The sequence below is a fragment of the Cobetia sp. SIMBA_158 genome, from assembly GCF_046566945.1.
GTDB lineage: Bacteria > Pseudomonadota > Gammaproteobacteria > Pseudomonadales > Halomonadaceae > Cobetia > Cobetia amphilecti.
This window is the reverse complement of sequence record NZ_JAWJYL010001129.1, coordinates 1-234: the sequence shown is the minus strand read 5'-3', so window position 1 is coordinate 234 and position 234 is coordinate 1. Positions and strand designations below refer to the sequence as shown.

1 pseudogene is annotated in these 234 nt (G+C 47.0%); it reads left to right on the top strand.

Features of this window, described 5'->3' with window-relative positions:
* A pseudogene (locus tag R2R70_RS23280) lies at positions 1–234 on the top strand (UDP-N-acetylglucosamine 1-carboxyvinyltransferase); the annotation flags it as partial.

Sequence of the window (234 nt, the reverse complement as noted above, 5' to 3'; positions counted from 1 at the left end):
CGATTTAGTAAAGCAAATGCGCGCGTCTGTATTAGCATTAGGGCCTTTAGTTGCTCGCTTTGGTGAGGCACAAGTTTCATTGCCAGGCGGCTGTGCTATTGGTGCTCGCCCTGTTGATATTCACATTCAAGGCATGGAACGTTTAGGTGCGCAAATTAGCGTCGAAAATGGCTACATTAATGCTAAAGTGGATGGTCGCCTTAAAGGCGCTGAGATCTTTATGGAGATGGTCAG